This is a genomic window from Burkholderia cenocepacia (genome assembly GCF_900446215.1).
In the GTDB taxonomy this organism is placed as follows: domain Bacteria; phylum Pseudomonadota; class Gammaproteobacteria; order Burkholderiales; family Burkholderiaceae; genus Burkholderia; species Burkholderia cenocepacia.
The window spans coordinates 178,386-204,977 of record NZ_UAQZ01000012.1 but is presented as its reverse complement, the minus strand read 5'-3'; the positions used below and the strand labels follow the sequence as shown (position 1 = coordinate 204,977).

The window sequence follows — 26,592 nt, the reverse complement described above, 5'->3', positions numbered from 1 at the left end:
ATGCTTGCTGCATCGTCATCACGAGTATAGGGAGGCGAAACCTTCCGCAACCTTTCGCGGGTTGGCGGTTCGTTTAGGGGTTTTCCAGCAACGGGGGCGGAATGGGGGCGACCGGCGCCGAAGCGGGTCGACAGGGGACCGCGGGGCGTCTAGCGCCAGCCCAGCAACACCCGCCCCATCGCATCGAGCCCCATGTCGAACAGGTGCGACACGAACGGCACCAGGTTCGGCACCATCAGTTGCACGAGCAACAGCCCGACGAGCATCGTCACCGGAAAGCCGACCTGGAATACGCCGATCTGCGGCGCCGCGCGGTTCAGGATGCCGAGCGCGAGGTTCGCGATCAGCAGCGCCGCGACCACCGGCAGCGCGAGCAGCAGCCCCATCTCGAACACGACCGCGCCGAAGGTGGCGAGCGTGCGCCAGCCCGGCGCGTGCAGCAGGTCGCCCGACACCGGCAGCGACTGGAACGACGCGGCGAGCGCCGCGAACATCTGCAGGTGGCCGTCCACCGCGAGGAACGCGAGCATCGCGACCGCGTTCAGGAAACGGCCCATCACGGGTGTCGCGCCGCTCGTGTGCGGATCGAAGAAGGTCGCGAAGCCGAGGCCCATCGACAGCCCGATGAAGTCGCCGGCCGCCTCGACGGCCGCGAACACGAGCTGCATCGTGAAGCCCATCGCGACGCCGATCAGGAATTGCGTGACGAGGATCCAGATGCCCGGCGCGGAGAACACGGTGACGTCCGGCATCGCGCCGAGCGTCGGCGCGACGACCAGCGCCATGAACGCGGCCAGGCCGATCTTCACGCGCACCGGCACTGCCGCGTGGCCGACGACGGGCGCCGTCGCGACGAGCGCGAGCATCCGCACGAACGGCCACAGGAACGCCGTGAGCCAGCCGTTGAGCTGCGCGTAGGTAACCGAGAACATCGTCGCGGAACGGGGCTGCCGGCGCGCGGCTCAGCCGACGCCGAGCGTCGCGACGTGCAGCAGCGTCTGCCGCAGGTAGTCGAGCATCGTCGTCAGCATCCACGGGCCGGCGATCACGAGCGTCGCGGCGACCGCGAGCAGCTTCGGGATGAACGACAACGTCGCTTCGTTGATCTGCGTCGCGGCCTGGAACAGGCTCACGACGAGGCCGACCGCGAGCGCGACCAGCAGCAGCGGGGCCGCGAGCAGCAGGCCGACCATCATCGCCTGGTGCGCGAGCGTCATCACTTGTTCGGGCGTCATCGCGTGATTCCTCCGCGGCTTACGTGAAGCTCTGCGCGAGCGAGCCGATCAGCAGCTGCCAGCCGTCGACCAGCACGAACAGCATCAGCTTGAACGGCAGCGACACGGTGGACGGCGACACCATCATCATCCCCATCGACATCAGCACGCTCGCGACGACCATGTCGATGATCAGGAACGGGATGAACACCGTGAAGCCGATCTGGAAACCGGTCTTCAGCTCGCTCGTGACGAACGCGGGCACCAGCAGCGACAGCGGCACGTCGTCGGGGCCCTGCATCGGCGCGGCCTTCGAGATCTTCGCGAACAGCGCGAGGTCGGTCTCGCGGGTCTGCTTCAGCATGAAGGTCTTGAACGGCGCGACGCCGCGCTGCACGGCCTGCTCCATCGGCATCGAGCCGTCGGAGAACGGCTTGTAGCCGTCGTTGTACGCGCGGTCGAGCACCGGCGACATCACGAAGAAGGTGAGGAACATCGCGAGGCCGACGAGCACCTGGTTCGGCGGCGTCGTCGCGGTGCCGAGCGCCTGGCGCAGCAGCGACAGCACGATGATGATGCGCGTGAAGCTCGTCATCATCAGCAGCATCGCCGGCAGGAACGACAGCATCGTGAGCAGCAGCATCGTCTGCACGCTCAGCGAATAGGTGGTGCCGCCGTGCGGCCCCGGGCTCGCGTTGAACGCGGGCAGGCCGTTCGCCTGCGCATACGCGAGCGCAGGGGCGAGACAGAGGATCAGCACGGGCGCGACGCGCGCCGCGTGACGCAGGAATGCGTGTTTCATCGGAATGCGGAGACTGGAAGAGGGCGCGGCGCCATGTCAACGGTCCTTGCCACGCCCGAGGCGTTTCACGGCTTCGCCCGCGAGCGCGTCGCGAAACCGTGAGCCGAACGTGCCGGGCAGGCCGGCGTCGGGCGCATGGCCGCCGGCGGACGCGTCGGCCGGAACCGACCCCGCGGTCGCGGTGGCCGCCACCGAGGCGGCCGGCAGCGTATGCAGCAGGCGCACGTTGCCCGGCGCGACGCCGAGCACGAGCCAGGTGTCGCCGATCTCGACGATCGTCGCGCTTTCCTTCGCGCCGAGCCCGACGCTCGACACGACCTTGAGCGGGCCGCCGCGCCGCGCGGGCTGGAAGCCGAAGCGGCGCGCGAGCCACGCGCACGCGAACACGAGGCCGATCACGACCGCGAGCCCGACGAGCGTCTGCAGCACCGCGCCGATGCCGAGCGACGGCGCGGCCGAGCCGACCGTCACGCTCGACGCGATCGAACCGGGGTGGTTCACCGCGTTCATGTCCGCGGCGCCGGCCGGCGTGCACACGAGCGACGCGACGACGGCAAGCACCGTCGCCGCCATCGCGCGGCACACACGCTGGCCGGGCTTGACGACGTTCATCGATTCAGCTTCCGGATACGTTCGGCCGGCGTGATGATGTCGGTGAGGCGAATGCCGAACTTGTCGTTGACCACCACGACTTCGCCCTGCGCGATCAGGCAGCCGTTCACGAGCACGTCCATCGGCTCGCCGGCCATGCCGTCGAGCTCGACGACCGACCCCTGCGCGAGCTGCAGCAGGTTGCGGATCGCGATCTTCGTGCGGCCGAGCTCCACGGTCATCTTGACCGGGATGTCGAGGATCATCTCGATGTCGTTGTGCGTCGAGCTCGCCGCGGCCTTCGACAGCGGCTGGAACACGCCGGCGCCCGTCGCCCCGGCCGCCACCGGCTGCTGGTTCTGCTCGGCGAGCGCGGCCGCCCAGTCGTCCATGCCCGGATCCTCGTCGGCCGCGGCCGGCGCCTGCGCGTCGGCGGCCGACGCCGCGAGCGCTGCATCGGCCATCGCCTGCATGTCGTCGTCGGGCGTCTGGTTCAGCTCACTCATATCCACCTTCCTTCATCGAATCGCTCGCGCCGATCATCTTCTGCACGCGCAACGCATATTGACCATTGAAAATTCCGTAGCCGCATTCCATCACCGGCACGCCGTCGACCTTCGCGGTGATCGTGTCCTCGATCTCGAGCGGCAGCACATCGCCCGCGCGCAGGTTCAGGATCTTCTCGAACGTCGACGAGATTTCGGCGAGATTCGCGGTCAGCTCGACCTCGGCGGCCTGCACCTGCTGGGACAGCACGCGCACCCAGCGGCGGTCGACTTCGAGCGCCTCGCCCTGGATCGGCGAGCTGAGCACGTCGCGGATTGGCTCGATCATCGAGTACGGCATGCAGATGTGCAGCGTGCCGCCCGTCGGCCCGAACTCGATCGAGAACTGCGTGACGATCACGATCTCGTTCGGCGTCGCGACGTTCGCGAACTGCGTGTGCATCTCCGAGCGCACGAATTCGAACTGCAGCGGCCGCACGCTCTTCCACGCGGTCGTGTAGTGCTCGAACACGAGGTTCAGCAGCTTGCCGATGATCCGCTGCTCGGTGGCCGTGAAGTCGCGGCCCTCGACGCGCGTGTGGAAGCGCCCGTCGCCGCCGAACAGGTTGTCGACGACGAAGAACACGAGGTTCGGGTCGAACACGAACAGCGACGTGCCGCGCAGCGGTTTCACGTGCACCAGGTTCAGGTTGGTCGGGATCGGCAGGTTGCGGGTGAATTCGCTGTACTTCTGCACCTTCACCTGGCTGACGGAGATTTCCGCCGTACGCCGCATGAAGTTGAAGATGCCGATCCGCAACAGGCGCGCGAAGCGGTCGTTGATGATCTCGAGGCCGGGCATCCGGCCGCGGACGATTCGCTCCTGCGTCGCGATGTTGTAGGGGCGGACGCCCGATGTGTCGCGCTGCTCGTCGACTGCATCGGTTTCGCCCGTGACGCCCTTGAGGAGGGCATCGACCTCCTCCTGGGACATGAACTCCTGGTGACCCATACGCGCTCCTTTCGCGGCCGCGTTACTGGACGACGAACTCGGTGAACAGGACGTCGTCGACCTTCGCGCGCTGGTTGCCCGGCTGCGTCGGCTGCTCGATCAGCTCCCGCAGCTCCGTCGCGAGCGAACGTTTGCCGTCCGGCGTCGCAAGCTCCTCGGGATGCTTGTTCGACAGCGCGAGCAGGATCCGGCTGCGGATTTCCGGCATCCGCGCGGTCAGTTGCTCCTGCGCCTTCGGGTCCGTGAGCTTCAGCGACAGGCCGACGCGCAGGTAGTGCTGCGCGCCGTCGTCGGACTGCAGGTTCACGGTCAGCGGGTCGAGCGGGAAGAACACCGGCGCGGCCAGCGGCGCCGGCTCGGCGGGCGCGCTCGCGTGGCCGACGCCTGCCTTGCCCAGGAACACGTACATGCCGCCGGCGGCGGCGGCAGCCGCGCCCAGCGCGATGACGGCGATGAGCGCGATGCGCTTGAACTTGCCGGACGAAGCCGGCTTGTCGGCGGTCGGGTTTGCGGTCGTGGCCATGTGAATGCGTGCGTGATGTCTCGTAGCATGCATTGTTCGGCATCCGGGCCGAGGCCGATGGGCGGAAAAGAGGGGGGAATTGCGGCTATCTCAGCCGATTGTCGGCCGGCGCGGCTCGATGCAGGGCAGGAACGGCGGGGAAACGATCCCCGGGGAGGAGCGGAGTGCGGCCGGCGGGAACAGACCGTCAGGCGAGGAACGCGGCAGGGCGGCGAGCGGCGCCCGCCCGCGCATCCGTCGTCAGATCGGCAGCAGCGTGAGCAGCGGCGCGATCAGCACCATCGCGACGCCCGCGATCATCATCGTCAGGCTCGACACGACGCCTTCCTCGCTGCCGATCTCGCGCGCCTTCGCGGTGCCCACGCCGTGGGCGGCCGCGCCGAACAGCGCGCCGCGCGCGAGCCGCGTGCGCATCGGCACGAGCGCCAGCACGAGCTCGCCGAGCAGCATCCCGCAGATGCCGGTCGCGATCACGAACAGGGCCGTGAGGTCCTTCGGCGCATGGATCTTGTCGGACACGGCGAGCGCGAACGGCGTCGACACCGAGCGCGTCATCAGCGAGCGCTGCAGCTCGGGCGACAGGTGCAGCAGCTTCGCGAGCAGCAGCGACCCGCATACGCCCGCCGCGATCCCGACCGCGACGCCGACCGACAGCGACAGCCAGTGGCGACGGATCAGGTCGCGATAGTCGTAGATCGGCACCGCGAACGCGATCGTCGCCGGGCCGAGCAGCCACATCAGCCAGCGCGTGTCGCGGAAATAGACCGAATACGGGATGCCGGTCAGCAGCACGAGCAGCACCAGCACGCCCGGCACGAACACGAGCGGCGAGAACAGCAGCGTTTTCTTGTACGCATAGAGCCGCTTCGACGCGAAATACAGCACGACGGTCAGCACGAAGCAGCCGACGGAGATCGCGGTATTCACCCGGTCGGCGGGCAGGTTCGATAGCGCGGCGAGCATGAACGGCTCCGGCTCAGTGCGCGATGGCGCTCAGGCGCGCGCGGCGGCGTTCCGCGAACACGCGCTGCGCGGCGAGCCGGCGTTCGAGCTTCGCGGCGAGATCGACCGCGACGGCCACCGCGACCATCACGAACGCGGTGCCGGCGAGCATCACCAGCGCGATGCGCCAGCCGTCCTCGCGGAACAGCCCGCCGTACTGCACGGCCGCGACGGCGGCCGGCACGAAGAACAGCAGCATGTCGGACAGCAGCCAGTTCGCGCCGTCCTTCACCCACGCCGGCGCGACGCGACCCGAGAACAGCAGCACGAGCAGCACCGCGAGGCCGATCACGCCGGACGGAATCGGCAGCCCGACCTTGCGCACGGCCCAGTCGACCGCCATCCACAGCACGCCGAGCGCGGCGGCCTGCAGCACGATCCGGCCCGTGTGCGCGAGGCTGCCCGAAGCAGCGGGGCGGGCGGCGGCAGTGGCGGTCGGCTTGTTCATGGCGGGCTCCATACAGATGTTTCTGTCAATGGAGCAAGTATAGGGTTTCCCCTAACCATAAATAAAATGACTTGTCTCTATCCTTGTCATTCCAATTCGGAATTCGCTTGCATTCAGCCGCACCAATCTGGGGAGTGATCGATGGAATTGCGCGCACTGCGGTACTTCGTCGAGGTGGTTCGTCAGCAGAGCTTCACCGCGGCGGCCGACAAGCTGTTCGTCACGCAGCCGACCATCAGCAAGATGGTGAAGGCGCTGGAAGACGAGATCGGTTCGCCGCTGCTGCTGCGCGACGGCCGGCAGATGGTGCTGACCGACGCCGGGCGGATCGTGTTCCAGCGCGGCCAGGACGTGCTGGCCGCGCAGGCGCAGCTGCAATCGGAGCTGAACGATCTCGGCACGCTCGGACGCGGCGAGCTGACGATCGGCATTCCGCCGCTCGGCGGTTCGCTGTTCACGCCGATCATCGCCGCGTACAAGCAGCGCTACCCGAACATCGAGCTGAAGCTGTTCGAGCAGGGCGCGCGGATGATCGAGGCCGCGCTGACGTCGGGCGAGCTGGAGCTCGGCGGGCTGCTGGAGCCTGTCGATCCCGGCACGTTCGAGCGGCTGCCGATGGTGCGCGCGCCGCTGTGGCTCGTCGCGCCGCGCGAGTCGCGCTGGGAGGACCACGCGGCCGTGCCGCTCGCGGATCTCGCGCGCGAATCGTTCGTGTTCTATGCGGAAAGCCTCGCGCTGCACGACGCGGTGCTCGATGCGTGCCGGCAGGCCGGCTTCACGCCGTCGATCGTGAGCCGCAGCGGCCACTGGGATTTCATGGCCGCGCTCGTGCATGCGGGCGTCGGCATCGCGCTGCTGCCCGAGCCGTATTGCCGGCGGCTCGACGCGGGGCAGTTCACGTGCCGGCCGATCGTCGAGCCGGAAATCACGTGGGCGATCGCGCTCGGCTGGCTGAAGAAGGGCTATCTGTCGCACGCGGCGCGCGCCTGGCTCGACGTCGCGCGGGCGACGCTGCCGCTCGCGCCGGCCGACGATCTGGCGTTCGGGGGATTGCGGGCGCGGGAGTGAGGCAAGGACGAGACGTTCGGCACGCTGATTTCATTCAGTGCCGTCGAATCTGTTTCGAATCGTGTCGGCGTGCAACGCATCGAAATCCTCGGGGACCCGAATCTGCCCCTTCATGAATCCGACCCGCGATACCGGAGCAAGCGTCGGTGCCGAGGCAATCGGCACGACTTTGACCAGCGGCTTGCCGTGGTTCTCGATGACGAACGGTTCACCAGAACGAATTGCGTCATCGATCAAAAGCGACAGGTTCCTTGTCGCATCACGTAGGTCATAAGTCGGCATTTCACTGTTCCGCGAGTCCGGGTCGGCCAGCTTAGCTCTTTATCTATGTGGCGGACGCCGCATGGGCGGCGTGCCGGGAACCCGAACGCGACCGCCTCAATGCCCCATCGCCGGCCCCGCGCCCTTCTTCGGCTTCGTGATCCACACGAGCGCCGCGAGCGCGATGAACACGCCCGCCGACAGATGGAAGAAGTCGTTGGTCGCCATCATGAAGCCCTGCTGCGTGACGAGCTGGTTGAGTTGCGCATTGGCCGTCTGCCCGACGATGCCGAGCTGCGCGAGCGCGCCCTGGTAGTCGGTCGTGTTCTGCGCGTAGACGCTCACCGATTCCGAGAGCCGCGCATGATGGTAGATCGCGTCGTTCTCCCAGAACGTCGAGCTGGCCGCGGTGCCGATCGCGCCGGACAGCGTGCGCAGGAAGTTCGACAATCCCGACGCGCTCGCGAGCCGCTCGTCGGAGATGCTCGACAGCGTGATCGTCGTCATCGGCACGAAGAAGCACGCGACGCCGATGCCCTGCACGAGCCGCGGCAGGATCACGTGGTTGAACGGCACGTCGAGCGTAAACGTCGCGTTCCACAGCGACACGCCCGCGAACACGATGAACGCGAAGCTCGCGACCATCCGCAGGTCGAGCCGGTGCATGTTGCGGCCGATCAGCGGCGACAGCACCAGCGCGAGCAGCCCGACCGGCGCGGTCGCGAGGCCAGCCTTGCCGGCCGTGTAGCCCATCACCGTCTGCAGCCACAGCGGGAAGATCACGACCGAGCCGAAGAACGCCATGAAGCCGAACGAGATGATCAGCGCGCCGAGCGCGAAGTTGCGGTCCTTGAACAGCGACAGGTCGACCACCGGCTCCTTCTCGGTCGCCTCCCACACGAGCATGAACGCGAGCGACACGACGGCGATCAGCGCGAGCGCGACGATGAACGACGAGTTGAACCAGTCGCGGTCCTTGCCGAGGTCGAGCATCATCTGCAGGCACGACACGCCGATCACGAGCAGCGCGAGGCCGATTGCGTCGATCCGCTGCTTCGACGTCTTCGTTTCGCGGCCGCGCAGCAGGAAGTACGCGCAGGTCGCCGAGAACACGCCGATCGGCAGGTTGATGTAGAAGATCCACGGCCACGTGTAGTTGTCGCTGATCCAGCCGCCCAGCAACGGGCCGAAGATCGGGGCGACGATCACCGTCATCGCCCATAGCCCGAGCGCGAGCCCGCGTTTCGCGGGCGGGTAGCTGCGCATCAGGATCGTCTGCGACAGCGGCACCATCGGCCCCGACACGAGGCCTTGCAGCAGCCGGAACGCGATCAGCGTCTCGAAGTTGGTCGCGAGGCCGCAGAGCGCCGACGCGATCGTGAACGCGAGCACCGACAGCGTGAAGAGGCGCACCTCGCCGACCCGGCGCGCGAGCCAGCCGGTGAGCGGCACCGCGATCGCGGACGCGACCGAGTACGACGAAATCACCCACGTGCCTTCGCTCGTCGCGACGCCGAGGCTACCCGAGATGGTCGGCACCGCGACGTTCGCGATCGACGTGTCGAGCACTTCCATGAAGGTGCCGAGCGCGAGCCCGACGGTCAGCAGCGCGAGTGCGCCGCCGGTCAGCGGCGCGGGTTCGGCGGCGGGGGAGGGGGCGGATGCCGTTGTGGCGGACATCGGAATCTCCTAGACGCGGCGCGCGCGACGCGCCGGCACAACGCACGGGCGCGCGACGCAGCGCGACCCGGCCGGGTGGAATGAAAAAGGGAAAAAGCGGAGCGCGTGCCTCGTCATCTTCTGCCCAGACAGAGAAATAAGCGAATGCTTAACCTAGACATGAGGGCTCCGCGCACATCAGCAGTCGGGTTCGTCGGGCTTCGGGCAGCCGGTCGAGCCGGGCCCGTTGGCGATGAAACGCTGCAGCAGGCCGGTGAGCGTCGCCAGTTCGTCGGCCGAAAAGCCCTCCAGTTGCGCGTTGAGCGCGGTCGCGACCAGCGACGGCAGCGCGCGGGCGGCTTCGAGGCCGCGCTCGGTCAGCGTCAGCTCGATCATCCGGCGGTCCTGCTCGCTGCGCGCGCGTGCGATCAGCCCCTTGCGTTCGAGCCGGTCGAGCATGCGCGTCATCGAGCCGCTGTCGTACGACATCTTGCGGGACAGTTCGAACGGCGTGCGCGCGTAGCCGCGCGACAGCAGCAGGATCACGCCGATCTGCTGCGCGGTTAGGTCGAGCGGCTCGAGCGCGCGATCCATCCGCTCGACGAGCGCCTGCTTCGCCTTCGACAGGTAATAGCCGAGGCTCGTTTCCAGCGCGATGTTCTCGGGATCGTAGAGGCCGCCGGTCATACGATTGCGCGCGCAGCAACAGTGCGTTTCGGGTTAAAACGCGCCCAGTATCTTGAAAAATGATTGCTTAGTCAATATTATTTGAGTCAACCAGTTACGACGTGCATGTTGCACTGCCGGAGACTATGTTCTGACCGATTGGCCCGCGCTGCCGGGCACCCGAGGATGTTCGCGATGCTGTTCCTGAAAAATGCCGCCGGCGCGCTGCGCCGCAACCTGACCGATACCGCTCATCATGTGTTCTCCGGGCCGCACCGCGGCTGGAAGATCGCGCTGTATGTGACGATGCTGGTCGTGCCTGGCGGCTCGCTCGCGGCGCTCGGGTTCGCATGGTTCGATCATCGCCGGCAGCGCAACGCGAAGGGCGGCGCCCGCCGTACGAGCCAGCCGGCCGTGACGGAGCCGTCGACATGGCGGGCCGCCGCCGAACCCGTCCCGGTGCCCGTGCGCTGCCACTGACGCTGCACCGCTCCCGCCGCTCTCCGCACGATCCTGTCTGATCGCCGGCCGCGTCACGCGCGGCCGGTGTCGTACGCCCGTTCGCACGCCCGTTTTCCCGCAAGCCGGCCGTAATGGCCGGTAAACCGGCCGGCCGCGCCGGTAACACATTCGGGCTGTCGCCCACCGTACCCTTAGGGCTGCGCAGCTTTCCCGCCGTCAGTTACCATTTGTCCGCCAGCGGCATGACGACCGCATCGCGCGGCGCCGCTCGCCGGCCGTCACGCCCAGACAGGAAAACCACCATGCCGTACGCCCCCCTCCCGCGCGCCGTTCGCCCGCTGAGCGCCGCCGTCGCCATCGCGACGGCCGTGCTGCTCGCCGGCTGCGCCGTCGGGCCCGACTATCACCGGCCCGACACGTCGATCCCCGCCGCCTTCAAGGAAGCGCCGGCCGGCTGGAAAGTCGCGCAGCCCGCCGATCGCGCCGACCGCGGCCCGTGGTGGACGGTCTACAACGATCCGCAGCTCGATGCGCTGATCGGCAAGCTCAACGCGTCGAACCAGACCATCGCGCAATCGGCGGCCGCCTACCGGCAGGCGCGCGCGCTCGTCACCGAGGCGCGCGCCGCGTATTTCCCGACCGTCGGGCTGACCGCATCGGGCTCGCGCGCGCGGACGCCGCGCACGTCGCTGTCGTCGGGTTCGTCGTCGAATTTCGGCAGCGGGTCGACCGGGTCGATCAACAACAGCTACAGCGTCGGCCTCGACGCCAGCTGGGAACCCGACCTGTGGGGCAAGGTGAGCCGCACCGTCAGCGCGCAGCGCGCCGGCGAAGCGGCCGCCGCGGCCGATCTCGCGAACGCGCGGCTGTCGCAGCAGGCGCTGCTCGCGCAGACCTACTTCCAGTTGCGCACGTCCGATGCGCTGCAGAAGCTGCTCGACGACACCGTGCAGTCGTACCAACGGTCGCTGCAGCTCACGCAGAACCAGTACGCGCAGGGCGTCGCCGCGCGCGCGGACGTGATCCAGGCGCAGACGCAGCTGCAGAGCGCGCAGGCCGCGCAGATCGACAACGGCGTCGCCCGCGCGCAATACGAGCATGCGATCGCGACGCTGATCGGCGAGCCGGCATCGACCTTCTCGCTGCCGCCGAACCCGCTCGCGGCCGAGCCGCCGATCACGCCGGTCGACGTGCCGTCCGCGATCCTCGAGCGCCGGCCCGACATCGCGGCGGCCGAGCGCCGCGCCGCGGCCGCGAACGAGCAGATCGGCGTCGCGATCGCCGCGTTCTTCCCGACGCTCACGCTGTCGGCCACCGGCGGCTTCCAGAGCTCGGTGTGGTCGCAGCTGTTCACGCTGCCGGCGCGCTTCTGGACGGTCGGCCCGCAGCTCGCGGCCACGCTGTTCGACGCGGGTCTGCGCGCCGCGCAGACCGATGCGGCGCGCGCGACCTACGACCAGGACGTCGCCGCCTATCGGCTCGCGGTGCTCACCGCGTTCCAGGACGTCGAGGACAACCTCGCGTCGCAGCGCATCCTCGCGCAGGAAATCGACGTGCAGCGGCAGGCCGTCGACAGCGCCGAGCACGCGCTCGCGATCGTCACGAACCAGTACAAGGCCGGCACGGTCGCGTACCTGAACGTGCTGACCGCGCAGACCACCGCGTTCACCGCGCAGCAGAAGCTCGCGACGATCGCCGGGCAGCGGATGGTGTCGTCGGTCGGGCTCGTGAAGGCGCTCGGCGGCGGCTGGAACGTATCGGAGATGGCGCGCGAGAACGGCGACATGGCAGCGCCGGCGCCCTTGCCGGCGTCCGGTGCGGCCGTGCCCGCGGCCACCGCACCGTCAGTCGCCGCGCCGCTCGCGCAGAAGTAGGAAGGAAAGCGGGCGACGCGCGCGTTCAGCGCTGCGCGTCGCCGAAGATCAACGACACCTGGTTGTTGCCGATCGGGTGGCCGAGCAGGTTCAGCAGCCCGGCGAGGTTCGCCTGTTGCTCGGGCGCCGCGTGCGCGGTGCCGCGGAACGATCCCTGGCCGGGGCCGAAGCTGCCGTGCCCGTCGAGGAACAGCGGGCCCTGCGTCGTCGACAGGTCGAGATCGGCGCCCGCGCCCTTCGCCTGCAATACCGCGCGGTACGAACCGAGCGGCTTCACGCGCGACACGCGCGAACTCATCGAATCGATCGTCACCGTCAGCTGGCCGAACGCGTTGTTGCCGATCAGCCGCCAGTCGCTCCAGCCGAGCCGCACGTCGCCCTGCAGGTCGAGCGTGTTGAACGGCGTGCCGAGCCCCGTGAGCAGCGACGCAGGCACGGCCATCGTGCCCGCCGACAGCACCGCGCCGCGCCACGTCGCATCGAGCGTGACCGCGTCGGGCATCGCTTCCGTCTGCCGCATGCGCATCTGCACGCGCCCGGTCAGCAGCGGCCAGAAGCGCGTGGTCCATTCGACCCGGCCCGGCAGCAGCGTCGCCGCGCTCTGGTCCGCGCCTGGCGCGAGCATCAGCGTGCCCGAGCCGTGCCACAGCGACCCGTCCGGATCGACGAGATTCACGTGGCCGCCGGTCGCCCGCGCGAACTGCGGCGCGATCCACGCGGCCGGCGCGAGCGCGACGAGCGTCACCGCCGTCGCCAGGCCGCCTGCCAGCACCCACGGCAACACGGCGACGAGCCGTCTCACCCACGGCCGCATCGGCCGGCCTTCGTTCGCGTCATCCACTGCCGTCATCTATTTCTGGACGGAAGGTTGCATCACGGCCGTCAGGTCCACCTGGCCGTCTTCCTTCAGCGCCGTCGCATGCGCCTCGCCGACCTGCACCTTGAACTGCCGGCGCGCATCGTCGAGCCACTGGGTCCATGCCGGGAACGACACGTTCTTCATCTGGATCTGCACGCCGTTGCCGACGATCTGCACCTGCGCGCCCTGCAGCCCGTGATCGGACAGCGACGCGGTCAGCGCATCCTTCAGCGCGAGGCCGGTCGGCGCGACGCCTTGCGCGGCGGCGGCCAGCGACTTCGCCTCGTTCGCCTGCGCGGTCATCTGCGCGAGTTCGTGACGCATCGTCGGCAGCTCGCGCTGGATCCGCGCACGGCCTTCCTGCGCGGGCGACCACAGCACCGAATACGCGATCGCGACCGCCAGCACGGCGCCGCCCCAGCCGAGCAGCGTCTTCTCGCGCGGCGTGCGCTCGCCCCAGAACTGGGCCAGCGTCTGGTTCAGTTGTTCGGTTTTCATGAGCGGCTCCGGATCGTCCATTTGCCCGTGTTGCTGTCGACTTCGCCGGACAGTCCGTTACGCGCGAGGCGCTGCGTGAAATCGGGATCGACCTTGACCTCCGGCTTGAAGCCGACGTCGAGCCGCCGGTCGTGATAGTCGAGCGACGCGATGCCGTTCAGCGGCAGCGCGCCCATCGAACGCGACAAGCCGCTCGACAACGCGAGGAAATCGTTCGGCGACAGCTCGCCGGCCGCGAGCCGAAGCTGGTCGAGCTGGCGCTGCATCTGCGCGGGCGGATCGAGCACGGTGGTCGTCTTCGGGAACGCGGACAAGAGCGTCTCGGTGATCTGCGCGGACAGCGCGTCGCGCTCACGCGACAGCTTCCACCAGTGCAGGTTCATCCCGATCACCGCGACGCCGAGCGTCGCCGCGGCCAGCGCGATCGGCACGCGCAGGCGCTTCACCGTCGCGCGGTCGAAGCGCCACGGCTGCGACTCGAACTCGAACTGGCACAGATCGAATGGCTCGGTCAGCGCCCGGCGCGCGAACGTGTCGAACGACAGCGGCGCGGCGCCCGGCAGCAGCGGCGCGTCGGTGCGGCCGACCGACGCGAGCCGCGGCTCCGCGCGCGACCGCCAGCTCGAGGCGCGGCGCACTGGCCGCCGCCGGCAGCGCGCCGGCTTCGACGAGCACCGGTTCGACCGCCGTCGCGAGCCCGAGCACCGCGGCGACGGTCGCCGGGCGGGCAGGCGGCTCGGTGACGTCCGCGACGAGCGCGGCGGCGTCGGTCGCCTCGCCGTCGGCCGGCACGGCGGAGGCCGCGTGGGCCGACGCGCGCGGCGCCGGCAGGCAGCGGGTCGCGGGGACCGCGCTCAGGTGCCGGTGACCGGCCGCGGTGAACGCGTCGCAGATCGTGCGGAACCACGCGCGATCGACGACGGCCAGCACGCGGCGCCCGTCGGGCAGCGCGGCCGGATCGAGCGCGATGTGGCAGCCGAGCGGGTCCTGGATCAGCTGATCCTCGACGATGTTGGGCAGCGCCTGGCGCAGCTTCGGCCCCTTCAGCGGCGGCACGGTCGCGGCCAGCAGCAGCACGTCGCGCGCGGCGACGATCAGCACCGTCGCGTTCGCGCGCGGCAGCAGCGCGAGCGCGGCGCGGCCCGCGCGCTGCACCTGGCCGGCCTTGTCGACGAGCGTGAACGGCAGCTCGGGCCACTGCCATTCCTGCAACGGCACGGCAGGCTCGCGCGGCGGCAAAGAAACAATCAACGTGCTCACAAGAGCTCCTCTCCCGATTGGCGTCGTTATAGCTGGTCGCGGATGCGCACGACCCGCGTCGAGTGCGTGGTCGGATCACGATACACGAGCGAGGTGCGGTCGACCTCCGCGCGTTCGTGCTGGATCCGGCCATGCACGATGAAATAGCTCGAATTGACGTCGACGAGGCTCGAGTCGATCGTCACGTTCGGCGGCGCGCCGGCGCCGCGCAGCGCGAGCTGCACGTCGCCGACGTTCCGGAAAAACACCGTCTCGCGGCGCGACACGAGCGCCTGCGCAGACGACACGCTCATCCCCGGTATCAGCGCCGCGATCACTTCGGCCGGCGCGGTGTTCATGTTCACGGGCGTGGTAGTCGGCAGCACGGTGACGAACGGGCGCAGCCGCGCGACCATCTCGGGCGTCACGCCGTCGACGTCGAGCAGGCTGTCGACGCGCGTCATCATCAGCGGCGCGGGCCCGCGGTCGCCGCCGGCCATCCCGGGATCGTCGGTGAAGCCGCTGCCCTGCATGTCGCCGCTCGTCACCGGCGCGGTCGCGGCGTTTGCCGCGGTGCCGCCGCCGCCGGGCAGGTTCGGCATCTGGAACCGCGTGGCCGAATGCAGCAGGCCCGCGCGCACCTGCAGCGCGATGCGCTTCGCGAACGCGCTGTCGTAGCCAAGCGTCGTCAGCAGGCGCTGGAACGCCTGCATCTGCGTGACGTTCAGTTGCAGCACGCCGGGCGCCGGCGACGACACGAGGTTGCGCAGGTTGAACTTCGCCTGCGCGTCCTCGATCGAGCCGGACAGGTAGGTGTCTTCGGCGTCGGTGTCGTTGGGCGCGCCGATGCGGCCGAGGAAATCCGACAGCTTGGTCTTCGCGATCGGCACGCCCCAGATCCCGCCGAGATACGTGATGCCGGGCGCCGTATCGCCTTCGGAGCGCAGGATCATCCGGGTCCAGTCGAGCGCGCCGCGCGCGACCCACTCCGCCTGCGCGATCACGCGCTGGTTCTCGATCCGGCGGATCTGCACCTGCTGGCGCCACAGCATCCCCGACACGAGGATCGCCGACAGCGCGACCACGAGCAGCGCGGTGATGATCGCGGCGCCGCGCTGGCGGCGGGCAGGCATTCGGTGGAGTGGGCGCGCACGCATCGTCATTCCCCGACGAGGAAGATGCGCGTGACCGGCACGCGCAGCGACGTCGCGCCGATGCTGACCTGCAGCCCGGTCACCGCGCGCGCCGGCGGCGCGTTGCCGATCTGCGGCACCTTGAGCGCGTCGTTGTTCTGCGCGAGCGCTTCGTCGGCCGTCTGCAGGTTGGTGGTCCAGCCCACGCGCGGCACGTACAGCTTCGCGTCGATCGCGCCGACGCCGCCCATCAGCGCGACCCAGCTCCAGCCTTCGACGCTGCTGTCCTTCAGCATGGTGCGCAGCCGGTTCGTGTCGTCGATCGGCGGCGACGCATAGCGCACGACGCGCCCGCCGGCGATCCGGTAGCGAACCACCTGCAGCCGCGGCGCGACGCCCGGCACGTCGAGTTCGCGCACGATCTGCAGCGTATTGCCGGCGACGCCGATCGCCGGCTGGCCGGCTTCGTCGTCGGTCGCGGCGAGCCGCGCGTCGATGCGCATCTGGTCGAACATCTGCGCGAACACGCGCTCGTCTTCCATCGCGGCCGCGACCTTGTCGCGACCGCGCATGATCTGGTCGAGCCCGCGCCACGCGAGGATCGCGACCACCGCGAGGATCGCGATCGCGATCATCAGCTCGATCAGCGTGAAGCCGCGGGCGCCGAGGCGGGCCGGGCGGGCGGACGGGCGGCGCATCGGCGCGTCAGAGCGGACGGCTGGTTTCATTCGCGACCACCGTCACCATCTGCGCGAGCACGCCGGCGCGGCCGGGCATGCTCACCGAAATCCGCACGCGCCGGAACACCGGATTCGGCGTGGTGCTCACGCGCTGCGTGCAGACCAGCTGCACGTTGCCTTGCGAGCAGTCGAAACTCTGCTCGCCGACTTCCGGCCACGCATGCGTGAGCCGCAGCTGCGCGAGCGCGTTGTCGGCGCTCCAGCCGGCGAGCAGCCGGCGATGCAGGTCGGACGCATTGGTCGCCATCGTGCCGACCGCACGGATCGACGCGGCGAGCGCGACCGCGATGATCGCGAGCGCGACCAGCACCTCGATCATCGTGAAGCCGCGGGATGAAGAAACGGGGAAGGGCAGGCGACGACGCATCGTCATTGCACCTCGTAGCGGCCGTTGCCGGTGCCGACGATCGTCGCGCTGCCGGCGGCCGAATGCAGCGTCACGCGCACCGGCGTGTCGATGCTCTCGGTGCCGAACACGACTCGGCTCGCGCGCGTATCCGACCCCGGGTAATCGATGTCCGCGCCGGTGACGCCGCCATCCCAGTCGCGCGGGCGCAGCAGGTCGTCGCGCAGCGTGCGCCAGCCGTCGGGCGAGCTCACGTCGAACTGGAAACCGTGCGCGGTCGGCTGCCACGCGATCGGCCGCGCGCGCACCTGCGCTTCGTCGCCGGCTGTCTCGAACAGCAGCGCGATACGCTGCGCTTCCTCGCGCAGGTCGGTGCGCGGATTGCGCGTCAGCGACAGCGACGCGAGCGACACGAGCAGCCCCGCGATCACCAGCACGACCAGCATTTCGAGCAGCGTGAAACCGCGCGCGCGACGCCGCGCCGCGCGGTGCTTCATCGAGCCGCCATCGGCACCTGCCGGTGCGGACGGCACCGCACCGCGACGCACACGGCAATCGCGGCCGCAGCGGGAGGTCGTGCGAATGGCGAGCATGAAGAACGGGAATGAAGCGTCGGGGCGATCAGCGCCGGCTTATTGCCACGAGCCGATGTCGGAGTCGTTGCTTTCGCCGCCTTCCTTGCCGTCGGCGCCGTAGCTGAACACGTCGATCTCGCCGTGCACGCCCGGGTTCAGGTACTTGTACCCGTTGCCCCACGGATCGTTCGGCAGGCGCTCGAGATAGCCGCCGTCCTTCCAGTTGTTCGGGATCGGATCGTTGGTCGGCTTCTGGATCAGCGCGTTCAGGCCCTGCTCCTGGGTCGGATAGCGGCCGTTGTCGAGACGATACAGCTTGAGCGCCTGCATGATCGTGCCGATGTCCTGCTTCGCGGCGATGCGGCGCGCCTCGTCCGGGCGGCTCATGATCTTCGGCACGATCAGCGCCGCCAGGATCCCGAGGATCGCGACCACCACCATGATCTCGATCAGCGTGAAACCGCGCTGACGACGCACGGCCGCGTTGCGGCGAGTGATCCACGTTTGCATGACTGACTACCTCTTTCCAAAAAATGTCGTCGATTGAGTGACGCACCCGGCGCACCGGACGATTGCCTGACGGCAACCTTCCGGACCGGCGGGCGCGGAGCACGCATTGTAAGGCGCGCATCGCCGAGGGCTTTCACTCAACGCAAATTTCACATACATCCGTACAATAGCGCGCATGAACGCGCTCTCGATCCGGATCCTTTCCCTCGCCCTCTTCGCGGGTTTGTGCGCGACGGCCACCTACTGGGTCGTCACGCTGTCGGCCCGCGAAGCGCCGCTGCCCGCCGCCGCCGCGCGGCTGCCGATCCGCACCGAGGACGCCGCGGCGCTCTTCGGCGGCCAGCTCGACAAGAGTCCCGTCCAGGACATCCACCTGTTCGGCATTCTCGCGCTCGACCACGGCGGCGCCGCGATCGTCGGCGTCGGCGGCGAACCGCCGCGCGCCGTGTCGCTCGGCGCGGACGTCACGTCCGGCGCGAAGCTCGCCGAAGTCCGCCCGCGCTCGATCATCATCGACCGCAACGGCGCCCGCGCCGAAATCCAGCTCCCGGCGAACACGCCGTCCCCCGCGATCTACATGCGCTGAACGATGGCGGCCCGGCAAACGGGCCGCAGCGTCACTGCACCATGTTGTTCAGCTCGATGATCGGCAGCATCACGGCCAGCACGATCACCAGCACGATGCCGCCCATCGCGAGGATCAGCAGCGGCTCCAGCAGGCTCGTCAGGAACATCGTGCGGCGCTCCAGCTCGCGCGCTTCGCCTTCGGCCGCGCGGTCCAGCATCGTCGTCACGTCGCCCGTCGCTTCGCCCGACCGGATCAAGTGCACCAGCACCGGCGGAAACGTCTTCACGTTGTTCAGCGCGCGCGACAGCGCGGAGCCTTCGCGCACGCGCACGATCGCATCGTCGATGTTCGCGCGCATCGCGCGGTTCGACAGCGTCTCGCCGGCCGCCTGCAACGCGCGCAGGATCGGCACGCCGGCCGCGGTGAGGATGCCGAGCGTGCTCGCGAAGCGCACCGTGTTGTAGCCGCGCACGAGCTTGCCCGCGAGCGGCGCGGTCAGCACCCAGCGATCGAACGCAAGCCGGGGCCCGGCGCGCGACAGCGTCGCCTTCACGAACCACACGACCACCACGACCGCGATCAGGATCGCCCACCACCAGTGCCGCACGAATTCCGACAGCGCCATCATCACGACCGTGAGGATCGGCAGTTGCTGCTTCGTGCTCGCGAACACGTTGACGACCTGCGGTACGACGTAGCTCAGCAGGAACGTGACGATGCCGAATGCGATCAGCGTGACGATGCCCGGATACGTGAACGCCAGCAGGATCTTCTGCTTGAGCGCATTGCTCTGCTCGATGTAGTCGGCCAAGCGCGACAGCACGATGCCGAGCTTGCCGGTGTGCTCGCCCGCAGCAACGAGTGCGCGGTAGATCTCCGGAAAATCGCGCGGATGCTGGCCGAGCGCATTCGCGAGCGAATGGCCGCCGAGCACTTCCGCGCGGATCGCGGCCATCAGTTCGCGGATGTAGTCGCGCTCGGCCTGCTCGGTCAGCACGCCGAGCGCCTCGTCGAGCGGCAGCCCGGCGATCAGCAGGCTCGCGAGCTGGCGCGTGAGGATCGCCTGTTCGCGCTGCGACAGCTTGCGGCCGAACGCGAGCCGCTGCGACCGCGCGCCGCGCGTCGCGCTCGCGGCCGGCTCGACGACGAGCGGCGTGAGCCCCTGCGTGCGCAGCTGGCCGCGTGCGGCGCGCGCACTGTCGGCATCGATCACGCCTTTCTGCGCGCGTCCCGCCGCATCGATTGCTTCGAAACGGAATGCCGGCATCGCGCTATGCGCCTCCCGTCACGCGCAGCACTTCCTCGAGCGACGTCGCGCCGGACGCAAGCCAGCGCTCGGCGTCGTCGCGCAGCGTGCGCATGCCTTCCGCGCGGCCGGCGGCGAGAATTTCAGCATCGGCCGCGTTGCGGTGAATCAGCGAGCGGATCGAATCGTCGATCACCAGCAGTTCGTACACACCGCGCCGGCCCGCATAACCGGAATGTCCGCACTTCGCGCAGCCGACCGGATGCCACACGGTCCGGCCGTCCTCGTGGCGCTCTTCCTTGCAGACCGGGCAGAGCTGGCGCACCAGGCGCTGCGCGAGCACGCCCAGCAGCGACGACGCGAGCAGGTACGGCTCGACGCCCATGTCGGTCAGGCGCGTGACGGCGGACGCCGCGTCGTTCGTGTGTAGCGTCGCGAGCACGAGGTGGCCCGTCAGCGACGCCTGCACCGCGATCTGCGCGGTTTCGAGGTCGCGGATTTCGCCGATCATGATCACGTCCGGGTCCTGGCGCAGGATCGAGCGCAGCGCGCGGGCAAAGGTCATCCCGATTCGCTCGTTCACCTGCGTCTGGCCGATGCCGGACAGGTCGTATTCGATCGGGTCCTCGACGGTCATGATGTTGGTCGTCGCGGTTTCGAGCCGCGACATCGACGCGTACAGCGTGGTCGTCTTGCCCGAACCGGTCGGGCCGGTGACGAGCACGATGCCGTGCGGGCGGCCGATTAGCTTGTCGAACTGGACGAGCGTGTCGCGGCCCATCCCGAGCGCTTCGAGGTTCAGGCGCTGCGCATCCTTTTCCAGCAGACGCAGCACCGCGCGCTCGCCGTGCCCGGTCGGCAGCGTCGACACGCGCACGTCGACCGGCCGGCCGCCGACGCGCAGCGTGATGCGGCCGTCCTGCGGCAGGCGCTTCTCCGCGATGTCGAGCTGCGCCATGATCTTGATCCGCGAGATCAGCGCGCCGTGCAGCGCCTTCTTCGGGCGCACGACGTCGCGCAGCGTGCCGTCGACGCGAAAGCGCACGACCGACGCATTTTCGAACGGCTCGATGTGAATGTCCGACGCCTGTTCGCGCGCCGCTTGCGTGAGCAGCGCGTTGATCATCCGGATGATCGGCGCGTCGTCTTCCGATTCGAGCAGATCCTCGACTTCGGGAATGTCCTGCATCAGCCGCGACAGGTCGACTTCGCCTTCGACCTCGCCGACCACCTGCGCGGCGCTGCCGTCCTGGCGCGCGTACGCCTGGTTGATCGCCTGCGCGAGCTCGTCGGCCGGCACGCGATGCACGGCGATCGAGCCGAAGTTGCGGGCGATTTCCGCGAGCGCGGCGTCGCTCGTGCGTTCGCTGATCCACACCTCGAGCGTGTCGTCGAGCTGATGCGCGATCAGCACCTGGCCGCTCTTCGCGAAGCCGTACGGCAGCAGGCGCGCGGCGAGCGGCGATGGCGGCTGGCGTTCGCCCGGCGCGCCGTCGTGGGCGGAAGACGCGAGCACGTCGCTCACTGCGAGGCTCCCGGTGCGGTGGTCAGCGGCTGGGCCGGCACCGCCTGCTGCGGCACGCCCTGCGGCTGCGCGGGCGTGGCTTCCGGCAACGGCTGGGCCGGCACCGGCGCGACCTGGCGCTGCAACTGCTGGCGACGCATCTTGTCGAGATCGAACAGGTTGCCGGCCGGCGTGCCGCCCTGGCTCGGACCGATCGGCATCGGCGGGACGACCGGATCGTCCTTGTCGCGGATCACGTTGTTGTCCGACTTGTACGCGCCCGTCACACCCTGGATGTAGTCGTAGCGGTTGGCCGTGACTTCCTGCGCGGTGCTGCGATCGGAAATGATCACCGGGCGCAGGAACACCATCAGGTTCGTCTTCTGCCGCTGCTTCGATTCCGAACGGAACAGCTGGCCGATCCACGGGATGTCGCCGAGCAGCGGCACCTTGCTGTTCGACACCGCGTAGTTGTCCTGCATCAGGCCGCCGAGCACGATGATCTCGCCGTTGTCGGCCAGGATCGTCGACTGGATCGAGCGCTTCGTGAAGGTCGGGCCGGTCTGCGCGCTGGTGGTGCCGCTGACGACCGCCGAATCCTCGGTGTAGAGCTGCAGCTTCAGGATCCCGCCGTCGGTGATCTGCGGCTTCACGTGCAGCGTCAGGCCGACGTCGCGACGATCGTACGTGTTGAACGCATTGCTCGTGGTGCCGCTCGTCAGGTTCGAGTACGAACCGGTCGCGATCGGCACGTTCTGGCCGACGACGATCTTCGCTTCCTCGTTGTCGAGCGTGATCAGGTTCGGCGTCGACAGCACGTTCGCGTCGCTCACGCCCGAGAAATACTGCAGCAGCGCGCCGAGGCCCTGCACGCCGAACATGTTGTGCAGCCAGCCGATGTTGAGCCCCTGGTTCAGCCCCGAAAGGTTGGCCGCGAGGCCGGCGCCGGTACTGCCCGCGGTGCCGGTCGTGAGGTTGATGATGCTGTTGCCCGCGACGTTGCCGGCCGCCGCGGCCAGGTTCGTGCCGCCGAGGAACTGGCCGCTCGCGACCTGCCACTGGATACCGAGTTGCCCCTGCGTCGTCGAGTTCAGCTCGACGATCAGCGCTTCGATATAGACCTGCGCGCGCCGCGCGTCGAGCTGGTCGATCACCGAGCGCAGGTTCCGGTAAACCGGATCGGACGCGGTGATGATCAGCGAGTTGGTGGCCGAGTCGGCCTGGATCATCCCGCCTGGCTGGTTGTCGTCACCGCTCTTGTCCTTGTCGCCGCCGAGCAGGCCGCCGCTGCCGATTCCGCCGCTGGACGAAGAACCGCTGCCGTAGGACGACGACGACGAGCCGCCCAGGCCGCCCGACGGCAGCGGCGGGGTGCCCGACGTGCCGGTCGAGAAGTTGCCGCTCGCCGACGAACCGCCGTTCTGGTTGAAGCTGTTCGCATCGTTGGACGACGCCGACGAGCCGCTGTCGTTGCCGCCCTTGCCGAGCATCCCGCGCAGCGTCTTCGCGAGCTTCACCGCATCGGCGTTGCGCAGCGGCACGACGTGCATGTTGCCGGGCACCGCGCTCGGCGCGTCGAGCTGCAGCGCGAGACGTTTCGCGGCCGCGAGGCGCGACCCGTTCGATGCGCGCAGCAGCAGCGAATTGGTGCGCGGGTCGGCCGTGACCGACACCTTCAGCGTCGCGTCGCTGTTGCCGATCGCACCCGGGTCGAGCATCTTCTGCATCTGCGCGGCGAGGTCGATCGCGTTCGCGTTGCGCAGCGTCACGACCTGCACCTGCGCGCCCGCGGCGCTGTCGATGCCCGAGATGATCTGCGCGATGCGGCGCACGTTGTCCGCATAGTCGGTCACGACGATCGTGTTGTTCGCCGGGTAGGCCGTCACCGTGTTGTTCGGCGAGATCAGCGGCCGCAGCACGGGCAGCAGGTTGTTCGCCGATTCGTTGTGCAGCTCGAACACCTGCGTGATCACCTGGTCGCCACGCGCCTGCGGCGCATTGCCGACGTAGGTCGGCACGCCCTGCAGCTTCGCGTCGGCTTCCGGCACGACCTTCAGCACGCCGTGATCCTGCACGAGCGCGAAGCCCTGCATGCGCAGCGCCGACTGCAGCGTCTTCAACGCCTGGTCTTCCGGCACCGGCCGTTCGGCCACGAGATTGAGCTGCCCCTTCACGCGGGGGTCGACGATGATGGTCTTGCCGGTCGCGGCGCCGATCGCTTTCGCGACCTGGTCGATATCCGCATTCACGAAATTGAGCGTGACCTGAGCGTAGGCGGCCTGCGAGACGATGATGCCGGCCACGAGCAGGGTCGTGGCAACACGCCGCATAACGAAGCGATTTCTTGTCATGGATGAATGGGTCGATGCCGGCTCAGGCCACTTCCGGCGGTAGTGCTGGGATCCAAGTCCGAAAGAGGCGACATTAGCAGTTTTTCATGTCCGAAATATCACATTGATCCGAGGACTGTCTCACATACGACATGCGTCCGGCGAACCGTATGCAATATGTAAGGATCCGCGTCGCCCTCCGCATGCCGGCCCTCTCCCTTGTTTTCGCGATGAACCGACACGGAAATGCGGTATAACCGGGCTGCCGTATTCCTGCCTGTCGCAATCTGACGGTCTGCCGGTATGATACGGGCGGCGCGTTTCTCGTCGCACTAATAACAGGCACGGGTTTTCCCGAGCTTCGCGCAATTCCTTTTCGTTTCCGCACGATGAACAGACGGTTCGCTTCGATCGCGTTGATCGCCGCCGGCGCGTGGTTCGCCAGCGGCAACGCACGCGCCGATTGTTTCGACGAAGCGGCCAAATATCAGCAGGTCAATCCGCTGATCCTGCGCGCGATCGCGTGGCAGGAGTCGCGCAACCGGCCCGGCGCGCTGAACAAGAACACCAACGGCTCGGTCGACTACGGCCTGATGCAGATCAATTCGATCCACCTGCCGACGCTGTCGCGCTACGGGATCGGCCGCGACACGCTGATGGAGCCGTGCAAGAACGTGTACATCGCCGCGTGGCATCTCAAGCAGAAGATGAATCGCTACGGCAACACGTGGCAGGCAGTCGGCGCCTATCATTCGGAAACGCCATCGCTGCGCGACAAGTACGCGCGGCAGATCGCCGGCATCCTGACGCAATGGAAGCTGCTGCCGCCCGCGCAGACCACTCAAGCCGCTCAAGCCGCTCAAGCCGCTCAAGCCGCGCAGTGATTCTGCGCCGCGTCACCGGCCGGCGCCGGGCCGGCCGCGCGCGTTTGATGCACAATGCGGGCTGACGCCGCCGTTTGGCCCGTGCGCGGGCCGATCGCGCCCCGGCAGGGCGCCGCGGCCGCTTTTTCATCTTTTCCGTTGGTGCATATCATCATGAATCCGGCAATGAAACAGCCGTTGCCCGTCACCGTGCTGTCCGGTTTCCTCGGCGCCGGCAAGACCACGCTGCTCAACCACGTCCTCGCGAACCGCGCGGGCCTGAAAGTCGCGGTGATCGTCAACGATCTCGCGGCGGTCAACATCGACGCGTCGCTCGTGCGCGATGCGCAGGCGCTGTCGCACGTCGAGGAACGCCTCGTCGAAATGTCGAACGGCTGCATCTGCTGCACGCTGCGCGACGATCTGCTCGTCGAGATCCGCAACCTTGCATCCGAAGGCCGCTTCGACGCGATCATGATCGAATCGACCGGTATCGCGGAGCCGATGCCGATCGCCGAAACCTTCACGTTCGTCGACGACGACGGCGCGTCGCTGTCGTCCATCGCGCGGCTCGACACGCTCGTCACCGTGGTCGACGCGTACAACTTCCTGCGCGACTACGGCTCCGACGACGCGCTCGCGACGCGCGGCATCGCCGCGTCGGAAGACGACGACCGCACGCTCGTCGAGCTGCTGATCGAGCAGATCGAATTCTGCGACGTGCTGGTGATCAACAAGGCCGACCTCGTCGGCGCGGACGATCTCGCGCGCCTGCAGCACATCCTCGCGCGCCTCAATCCGCGCGCGCACCAGGTCGTGTCGACGTTCGGCAACGTGCCGCTCGACGAAGTGCTGAACACCGGCCGCTTCGATTTCGACGAAGCCGCGAACGCGCCGGGCTGGCTCGCGTCGCTCGATCACGATCACACGCATTGCGACGACCCCGACTGCCATGACGACCATCATGCGCACGTGCACGGCGAAGCCGACGAATTCGGAATCGGCAATTTTGTTTACCGCGCGCGCCGGCCGTTTCACCCGGCACGACTCTGGGCGCTGCTGCATCAGGAGTGGCCGGGCGTGCTGCGCAGCAAGGGTTTCTTCTGGCTCGCGACGCGCAACGACATCGCGGGCTCGCTATCGCAGGCGGGCGGCGTGTGCCGGCATGGCCCGGCAGGCTTGTGGTGGGCGGCGCAGGATCGCGCGGAATGGCCGGACGACGACGAGTTGCTCGCCGAAATCCGCACGGAATGGCTGGGCGATCTCGACGATCGCACGGTCGGCGATCGCCGGCAGGAACTCGTGCTGATCGGCATCGCGCTCGACGCCGACGCGTGGCGCGCGAAACTCGATGCGTGCCTGCTGACCGATGCGGAGTTCGCGCTCGGCGCGGCGGGATGGGCGGCGTTCGACGATCCGTTCCCGGCGTGGGATGTCGATTCGCACGACGACGACGACCACGGCGACACGCAGATCGTGCACGCATGATCGGCTGGTAACGGCTTGTAAAAGTAACCGTTAACTTTTGCAAGAGCGGCGCGAACTGTGGCGAAAATGCCGCGCGCGCCCAACAAAAAACCCGCCGAGAGGCGGGTTTTTCCTGGAACAGGCGCGGGTTTAACGCTTGTTGACGGCGTCCTTGAACGCCTTGCCAGCCGTGAACTTGACCGTCTTGGCTGCCGGGATCTTGATGGTTTCGCCCGTCTTCGGGTTGCGGCCCGTACGTGCTGCGCGCTTGCCCGAACCGAAGCTGCCGAAGCCGATCAGCTGAACCGCATCACCCTTCGACACGGCCTTCTTGATGACTTCGAGCAGCGTGTCCAGCGTTTCGCCGGTTTGAGCCTTGCTGGCGCCCGTTTGGGCGGCGACGGCGTCGATCAGTTCCTGTTTGTTCATTAAGGTTCCTTTATCAGGTTAGGTTGACACGAACAGCGCGAACGCGCCGATTATACGTGCGCGAACCGTGCCGTCGAGAGTCAGACTCCGACGACACAGCGCCGAATCCTGGCCCGCGCGACGCGCCCTCCGGCTTGCCGGCGGCCACCCCGCGGTACGGCGTTGCTATGATAGCGCAGCGCAAACCCAATAACGACAAGGGTTTCAAAGATTTTCAT

29 protein-coding genes and 1 pseudogene are annotated in these 26,592 nt (G+C 68.3%); 6 read left to right on the top strand and 24 right to left on the bottom strand.

The genetic code is table 11. From position 1 onward, the window contains the following. Positions 1–149 precede the first annotated feature (149 nt). The 9 genes from fliR to DTA15_RS18240 all read right to left on the bottom strand — a co-directional run bounded on the left by fliR (position 150) and on the right by DTA15_RS18240 (position 6,077). On the bottom strand, positions 150–932 hold the full coding sequence (gene fliR / locus DTA15_RS18280) for a flagellar biosynthetic protein FliR (RefSeq protein ID WP_006491278.1): 783 nt from the start codon (positions 930–932) through the stop codon (positions 150–152). A gap of 30 nt (positions 933–962) precedes the next feature. Then, complete coding sequence (gene fliQ, locus DTA15_RS18275) at positions 963–1,235, bottom strand: flagellar biosynthesis protein FliQ (protein WP_006491272.1); 273 nt, start codon at positions 1,233–1,235, stop codon at positions 963–965. Positions 1,236–1,254: 19 nt separating this feature from the next. Then, on the bottom strand, positions 1,255–2,016 hold the full coding sequence (fliP, locus tag DTA15_RS18270; protein ID WP_006491273.1) for a flagellar type III secretion system pore protein FliP: 762 nt from the start codon (positions 2,014–2,016) through the stop codon (positions 1,255–1,257). A 36-nt stretch (positions 2,017–2,052) separates the two neighbouring features. Beyond that, positions 2,053–2,628 carry a flagellar biosynthetic protein FliO gene (gene fliO / locus DTA15_RS18265; protein ID WP_006491284.1) on the bottom strand — a complete coding sequence of 192 codons (576 nt, stop codon included), beginning with the start codon at positions 2,626–2,628 and terminating at the stop codon, positions 2,053–2,055. Continuing rightward, complete coding sequence (gene fliN, locus DTA15_RS18260; RefSeq protein ID WP_006491286.1) at positions 2,625–3,113, bottom strand: flagellar motor switch protein FliN; 489 nt, start codon at positions 3,111–3,113, stop codon at positions 2,625–2,627. Before fliN ends, fliO begins: the two co-directional genes overlap by 4 nt. Beyond that, positions 3,106–4,104: a flagellar motor switch protein FliM gene (fliM, locus tag DTA15_RS18255; protein ID WP_006477232.1), complete on the bottom strand. Its 999-nt coding sequence runs from the start codon at positions 4,102–4,104 to the stop codon at positions 3,106–3,108. Before fliM ends, fliN begins: the two co-directional genes overlap by 8 nt. A 22-nt stretch (positions 4,105–4,126) precedes the next feature. After that, a complete protein-coding gene (gene fliL / locus DTA15_RS18250; protein ID WP_006491281.1) occupies positions 4,127–4,627 on the bottom strand; it encodes a flagellar basal body-associated protein FliL in 501 nt (166 codons plus the stop codon). Between the two features lie 240 nt (positions 4,628–4,867). After that, complete coding sequence (locus DTA15_RS18245; RefSeq protein WP_006491274.1) at positions 4,868–5,590, bottom strand: LrgB family protein; 723 nt, start codon at positions 5,588–5,590, stop codon at positions 4,868–4,870. A gap of 13 nt (positions 5,591–5,603) precedes the next feature. Further along, positions 5,604–6,077 carry a CidA/LrgA family protein gene (locus tag DTA15_RS18240; RefSeq protein ID WP_006491291.1) on the bottom strand — a complete coding sequence of 158 codons (474 nt, stop codon included), beginning with the start codon at positions 6,075–6,077 and terminating at the stop codon, positions 5,604–5,606. Positions 6,078–6,218: 141 nt separating this feature from the next. On the opposite strand from DTA15_RS18240, the gene DTA15_RS18235 reads away from it, so the two are divergent. Further along, positions 6,219–7,145, top strand: a complete 927-nt coding sequence (locus DTA15_RS18235; protein ID WP_006491270.1) for a LysR family transcriptional regulator — start codon at positions 6,219–6,221, stop codon at positions 7,143–7,145. A gap of 30 nt (positions 7,146–7,175) precedes the next feature. Here the strand turns inward: DTA15_RS18235 and DTA15_RS18230 are convergent, their stop codons facing one another. The 3 genes from DTA15_RS18230 to DTA15_RS18220 all read right to left on the bottom strand — a co-directional run bounded on the left by DTA15_RS18230 (position 7,176) and on the right by DTA15_RS18220 (position 9,752). Beyond that, positions 7,176–7,427, bottom strand: coding sequence for a type II toxin-antitoxin system Phd/YefM family antitoxin (locus tag DTA15_RS18230; protein ID WP_006491287.1), 252 nt, complete (start codon positions 7,425–7,427; stop codon positions 7,176–7,178). A gap of 96 nt (positions 7,428–7,523) precedes the next feature. Continuing rightward, positions 7,524–9,086 (bottom strand): DHA2 family efflux MFS transporter permease subunit, encoded by a 1,563-nt coding sequence (locus DTA15_RS18225; protein ID WP_006491289.1) that lies wholly within the window; start codon positions 9,084–9,086, stop codon positions 7,524–7,526. Between the two features lie 177 nt (positions 9,087–9,263). Continuing rightward, positions 9,264–9,752: a MarR family winged helix-turn-helix transcriptional regulator gene (locus DTA15_RS18220; RefSeq protein WP_006491271.1), complete on the bottom strand. Its 489-nt coding sequence runs from the start codon at positions 9,750–9,752 to the stop codon at positions 9,264–9,266. 174 nt (positions 9,753–9,926) lie between these two features. Here DTA15_RS18220 and DTA15_RS18215 point away from each other — a divergent pair, with 174 nt between their 5' ends. After that, complete coding sequence (locus DTA15_RS18215) at positions 9,927–10,211, top strand: hypothetical protein (protein ID WP_012492985.1); 285 nt, start codon at positions 9,927–9,929, stop codon at positions 10,209–10,211. A 284-nt stretch (positions 10,212–10,495) separates the two neighbouring features. Then, positions 10,496–12,067, top strand: coding sequence for an efflux transporter outer membrane subunit (locus DTA15_RS18210; RefSeq protein ID WP_006491275.1), 1,572 nt, complete (start codon positions 10,496–10,498; stop codon positions 12,065–12,067). Positions 12,068–12,092: 25 nt separating this feature from the next. Here DTA15_RS18210 and DTA15_RS18205 read toward each other — a convergent pair whose 3' ends face one another. The 8 genes and pseudogenes from DTA15_RS18205 to gspG form a co-directional block, all read right to left on the bottom strand. Next, entirely contained in the window at positions 12,093–12,881 is a 789-nt protein-coding gene (locus tag DTA15_RS18205; protein WP_006491283.1) for a type II secretion system protein N, read from the bottom strand. A gap of 36 nt (positions 12,882–12,917) precedes the next feature. Continuing rightward, positions 12,918–13,424 (bottom strand): type II secretion system protein M, encoded by a 507-nt coding sequence (locus tag DTA15_RS18200; protein ID WP_006491282.1) that lies wholly within the window; start codon positions 13,422–13,424, stop codon positions 12,918–12,920. Next, positions 13,421–14,684, bottom strand: a pseudogene (gene gspL, locus DTA15_RS18195) (type II secretion system protein GspL). The gene DTA15_RS18200 and the pseudogene gspL overlap by 4 nt, the downstream one beginning before the upstream one ends. 26 nt (positions 14,685–14,710) lie before the next feature. Beyond that, complete coding sequence (gspK, locus tag DTA15_RS18190) at positions 14,711–15,820, bottom strand: type II secretion system minor pseudopilin GspK (protein WP_012492987.1); 1,110 nt, start codon at positions 15,818–15,820, stop codon at positions 14,711–14,713. A 2-nt stretch (positions 15,821–15,822) separates the two neighbouring features. Beyond that, complete coding sequence (locus DTA15_RS18185; RefSeq protein ID WP_077176247.1) at positions 15,823–16,524, bottom strand: PulJ/GspJ family protein; 702 nt, start codon at positions 16,522–16,524, stop codon at positions 15,823–15,825. Continuing rightward, the gene (gspI, locus tag DTA15_RS18180; protein ID WP_012492988.1) at positions 16,502–16,903 is read right to left on the bottom strand and encodes a type II secretion system minor pseudopilin GspI; all 402 of its coding nucleotides are present in this window, start codon (positions 16,901–16,903) and stop codon (positions 16,502–16,504) included. Before gspI ends, DTA15_RS18185 begins: the two co-directional genes overlap by 23 nt. Before the next feature lie 2 nt (positions 16,904–16,905). Then, positions 16,906–17,475 carry a GspH/FimT family pseudopilin gene (locus DTA15_RS18175; protein WP_006491630.1) on the bottom strand — a complete coding sequence of 190 codons (570 nt, stop codon included), beginning with the start codon at positions 17,473–17,475 and terminating at the stop codon, positions 16,906–16,908. Positions 17,476–17,514: 39 nt separating this feature from the next. Then, positions 17,515–17,967, bottom strand: a complete 453-nt coding sequence (gspG, locus tag DTA15_RS18170; RefSeq protein ID WP_012492990.1) for a type II secretion system major pseudopilin GspG — start codon at positions 17,965–17,967, stop codon at positions 17,515–17,517. A gap of 175 nt (positions 17,968–18,142) precedes the next feature. Here gspG and DTA15_RS18165 point away from each other — a divergent pair, with 175 nt between their 5' ends. Further along, positions 18,143–18,553 (top strand): type II secretion system protein N, encoded by a 411-nt coding sequence (locus tag DTA15_RS18165; protein WP_006488485.1) that lies wholly within the window; start codon positions 18,143–18,145, stop codon positions 18,551–18,553. A 31-nt stretch (positions 18,554–18,584) separates the two neighbouring features. On the opposite strand, the gene gspF is transcribed toward DTA15_RS18165, so the two are convergent. Genes gspF through gspD form a run of 3 tightly spaced genes read right to left on the bottom strand, consistent with a single transcriptional unit; the run spans position 18,585 to position 23,636 of the window. Continuing rightward, a complete protein-coding gene (gene gspF / locus DTA15_RS18160; protein WP_006491634.1) occupies positions 18,585–19,802 on the bottom strand; it encodes a type II secretion system inner membrane protein GspF in 1,218 nt (405 codons plus the stop codon). Between the two features lie 4 nt (positions 19,803–19,806). Beyond that, positions 19,807–21,306, bottom strand: a complete 1,500-nt coding sequence (gene gspE, locus DTA15_RS18155) for a type II secretion system ATPase GspE (RefSeq protein ID WP_006490004.1) — start codon at positions 21,304–21,306, stop codon at positions 19,807–19,809. Beyond that, positions 21,303–23,636: a type II secretion system secretin GspD gene (gspD, locus tag DTA15_RS18150; protein ID WP_012492992.1), complete on the bottom strand. Its 2,334-nt coding sequence runs from the start codon at positions 23,634–23,636 to the stop codon at positions 21,303–21,305. The genes gspE and gspD overlap by 4 nt, the downstream gene beginning before the upstream one ends. A gap of 368 nt (positions 23,637–24,004) precedes the next feature. Here gspD and DTA15_RS18145 point away from each other — a divergent pair, with 368 nt between their 5' ends. Together DTA15_RS18145 and DTA15_RS18140 are read left to right on the top strand one after the other, a co-directional pair. Then, positions 24,005–24,499 carry a lytic transglycosylase domain-containing protein gene (locus tag DTA15_RS18145; RefSeq protein ID WP_006489984.1) on the top strand — a complete coding sequence of 165 codons (495 nt, stop codon included), beginning with the start codon at positions 24,005–24,007 and terminating at the stop codon, positions 24,497–24,499. Positions 24,500–24,652: 153 nt separating this feature from the next. Further along, positions 24,653–25,966 (top strand): GTP-binding protein, encoded by a 1,314-nt coding sequence (locus tag DTA15_RS18140; RefSeq protein ID WP_020979349.1) that lies wholly within the window; start codon positions 24,653–24,655, stop codon positions 25,964–25,966. 129 nt (positions 25,967–26,095) lie between these two features. On the opposite strand, the gene DTA15_RS18135 is transcribed toward DTA15_RS18140, so the two are convergent. After that, positions 26,096–26,374, bottom strand: a complete 279-nt coding sequence (locus tag DTA15_RS18135) for an HU family DNA-binding protein (protein WP_006401505.1) — start codon at positions 26,372–26,374, stop codon at positions 26,096–26,098. Between the last annotated feature and the right edge of the window lie 218 nt (positions 26,375–26,592).